Origin of the sequence: Mesorhizobium sp. M7A.F.Ca.US.005.03.2.1 (genome assembly GCF_003997795.1) — a bacterium.
In the GTDB taxonomy this organism is placed as follows: domain Bacteria; phylum Pseudomonadota; class Alphaproteobacteria; order Rhizobiales; family Rhizobiaceae; genus Mesorhizobium; species Mesorhizobium ciceri.
The window spans coordinates 1-2,729 of record NZ_RZRP01000834.1 but is presented as its reverse complement, the minus strand read 5'-3'; the positions used below and the strand labels follow the sequence as shown (position 1 = coordinate 2,729).

Genomic DNA, 2,729 nt, shown 5'->3' with positions numbered 1-2,729 from the left:
GGGCGGGAACGTTCGATCAGCCGCAGAATTGGCGAGACAGCCATCACGGCGAAGTCGTCGAGAAGAAGCACGGCACACTGGCGTCGATCGGCGATGCCGTGCGCGAGATTTTTCGCTTCTGGTGATGCGCATCCTGGAACTGGAACCGAGGACGAACAGGAGGATGGAATGAAGCTCTTCGACGGTGGCCGGGCGCCCAATCCAAGGCGGGTCCGCGTTTTCCTGGCCGAGAAAGGCATCGAGGTTGCGCAGGTGCCCATCGATATGGGCGCGTTGGAACACAGGCAACAGGCGGTCAGCTCGCGCAACCCCTTGCAGCGTCTGCCGGTGCTGGAACTCGACGACGGCACCGTCATCACCGAATCCGTCGCCATCTGCCGCTATTTCGAGGAACTGCATCCGGAGCCCGCTTTGTTCGGGCGTGGCGCACTCGGCAAGGCGCAGGTCGAGATGTGGCAGAGGCGGATGGAATTCAATTTACTCAGCTGCGTCACGCAGGCCTTCCGGCACATCCATCCGGCCATGAAGGAATGGGAAATCCCGCAGGTCCCTGAATGGGGTGAGGCCAACAAGCCGAAGGCCGTGGCGTTCCTCAGGCTGCTGGACGGCGAACTGGGCAGCCGGGAGTTCATCGCCGGTGACAGCTATTCGATCGCCGACATCACCGGCCTGATCGCTGTCGATTTCATGAAGCCGGCACGCATCAAGGTACCAGATAAGTGCGCGAATGTGTTGCGCTGGCATCAAGCCGTTTCCAGCCGGCCGAGCGCATCAGCCTGAGAATGACTGCCGAACTCGAAAACCTCGTCGCCAGGGTCCGCGCCTGCCGCATCTGCGTGGAAAATCCGGCCGGCAAGCCGTTGCCGCATGAGCCGCGACCAGTGCTGCGCCCATCATCCACCGCCCGGATCCTGATCGCCAGCCAGGCGCCCGGCACCAAGGTGCATCTGTCGGGCATGCCGTTCACCGACGCTTCCGGCGACCGCCTGCGCAGCTGGCTTGGCGTGACGAGCGACGAATTCTACGACATCGAAAAATTCGCAATCGTCCCGATGGGCTTCTGCTTTCCCGGCCAGGATGCCAAGGGGGGAGATCTGCCGCCGAGGCGCGAATGCGCGGCGGCCTGGCGCGCACCTTTGATGGCCTCTATGCCACGGATCGATCTGGTGCTGACGATCGGTATCTACGCGCAGTCCTGGCACATGGGTGCGGCGCGCCGGCCCTCACTGACGGAAACGGTCATGGACTGGCGCTCCATCTGGGAGAATTCCATCGGTCCGAAAGTGCTGCCGCTGCCGCATCCCTCGTGGCGCAACACGGGCTGGCTGAAGAAGAATCCGTGGTTTGAAATGGATTTGCTGCCTTTTCTGCGTTCGGAAATCCGCTATCGCCTCGGCTGACCTTTCAGCAAGAAATCACTCGCTTTTTGCCCGATCAGCAGAATTTCTTTCTTGTGAAAGGCCTGGATAAGGCAGAGTATAGGCATTCTATTCCTTTGGGAGCACGATATGGATCGCCTCGATAGAAAAATTCTCCGCCTCTTGCAGGAGGACGCGACACTCGCGGTCGCCGATGTCGCCAAGAAAGTCGGGCTGTCGACGACGCCTTGCTGGAGACGCATCCAGAAGCTCGAGGAAGAGGGCGTCATCAAGCGGCGCGTTGCCATTCTCGACCATGAAAAGGTCAATGTGCGCGTCACCGTCTTCGTGTCGATCCGCACCAATTCGCATAGCCATGAATGGCTGCGGCGTTTCTCGGAAGTCATCCAGGAGTTTCCCGAGGTGGTTGAGTTCTACCGCATGAGCGGCGACGTCGATTATCTCCTGCGCGTCGTGGTGCCCGACATCGCCGCCTATGACGCCTTCTACAAGCGGCTGATTGCCAAGATCGAAATTCGTGACGTGTCGTCGTCCTTCGCCATGGAGCAGATCAAGTACACGACCGAAATCCCGCTCGACTACATGGTTCTGGACAAGGAATCGGGTGCCAACGCTGCCTGAGCTGAACGTCACATAAAGTCATCCCGCTTAGTTCTTCTTTTTGTTGAGGAAACTCCAGGGTGAGTTCACCGGCAGAGTGATCGTATCCGGCACGGTCTCGACGCTCACCACATCTGCCTTGCGCACGCTGTAGCCAGACTGGATGATGCTGACGCCGTCGAGGATGAACAGCTGGTTCTTCTCCATGTCCGGCTTCAGCGCGCCGGTGACCGCTACAGGCTGATAGGCCTCGGACATCTTGAAGGGACGGGCCGGCGTAACCAGGACAATCTGGTTGGGCGGCGGCGTCGGCATGTGACTGCAGGCACCCGTCCAGGGTACCAGCAGGAACTGGTAGACAAGATCACCGTCGCGATCGACCGGCAATGCGTAGCCGGCTAGCTGAATGCTTTTGTCCTGAAGATTGACGGACAGCGTTTCGCCATGGTCGGGCAATTTTGCCGCGATCATCGGCAGCCCGACGTTTTCGGCGGCGGATTGCGTAGCCGGACGCAGATCCTTCCAGAATATGTGCGCAGTCTCGGCCGAGGCATCGGCGGCAGCGGACACAAACAAAGCGGCAGCGAGCGCCAGGGTTGATTTTAGAGGATTGCTCATCGGCCGCTTCCTTTGAGCCTAAAGTAAAGACGCCGCTGCCAAAGACGTCAACGCTCGAGGCGCATCACATGTCGGCAGCCACTTCACATGTCGGCGAGATACTGACATGGCGGAACGCGCGCCGTCAGCCTT

Annotated in this window: 4 protein-coding genes; 3 read left to right on the top strand and 1 reads right to left on the bottom strand. The window is 59.9% G+C overall.

Annotation, left to right across the window (positions count from 1 at the left end; genetic code table 11):
- Nucleotides 1-168 precede the first annotated feature (168 nt).
- The 3 genes from EN991_RS31120 (at nucleotide 169) to EN991_RS31110 (ending at nucleotide 2,000) form a co-directional block, all read left to right on the top strand.
- The gene (locus EN991_RS31120; protein WP_127370189.1) at nucleotides 169-780 is read left to right on the top strand and encodes a glutathione S-transferase; all 612 of its coding nucleotides are present in this window, start codon (nucleotides 169-171) and stop codon (nucleotides 778-780) included.
- A 2-nt stretch (nucleotides 781-782) separates the two neighbouring features.
- A complete protein-coding gene (locus EN991_RS31115) occupies nucleotides 783-1,400 on the top strand; it encodes a uracil-DNA glycosylase family protein (protein ID WP_024503311.1) in 618 nt (205 codons plus the stop codon).
- A gap of 108 nt (nucleotides 1,401-1,508) precedes the next feature.
- Nucleotides 1,509-2,000: an Lrp/AsnC family transcriptional regulator gene (locus EN991_RS31110; RefSeq protein WP_006205209.1), complete on the top strand. Its 492-nt coding sequence runs from the start codon at nucleotides 1,509-1,511 to the stop codon at nucleotides 1,998-2,000.
- Nucleotides 2,001-2,027: 27 nt separating this feature from the next.
- On the opposite strand, the gene EN991_RS31105 is transcribed toward EN991_RS31110, so the two are convergent.
- Entirely contained in the window at nucleotides 2,028-2,597 is a 570-nt protein-coding gene (locus tag EN991_RS31105) for a DUF3299 domain-containing protein (RefSeq protein WP_127370188.1), read from the bottom strand.
- Nucleotides 2,598-2,729: the final 132 nt, after the last annotated feature.

What these genes read in the sequence shown, in the direction of transcription:
- EN991_RS31110 (WP_006205209.1), top strand. Translation starts at nt 1,509, where the DNA reads ATGGATCGCCTCGATAGAAAAATTCTCCGCCTCTTGCAGGAGGACGCG.
- EN991_RS31115 (WP_024503311.1), top strand. Translation starts at nt 783, where the DNA reads ATGACTGCCGAACTCGAAAACCTCGTCGCCAGGGTCCGCGCCTGCCGC.
- EN991_RS31120 (WP_127370189.1), top strand. Translation starts at nt 169, where the DNA reads ATGAAGCTCTTCGACGGTGGCCGGGCGCCCAATCCAAGGCGGGTCCGC.
- EN991_RS31105 (WP_127370188.1), bottom strand. Translation starts at nt 2,597, where the DNA reads ATGAGCAATCCTCTAAAATCAACCCTGGCGCTCGCTGCCGCTTTGTTT.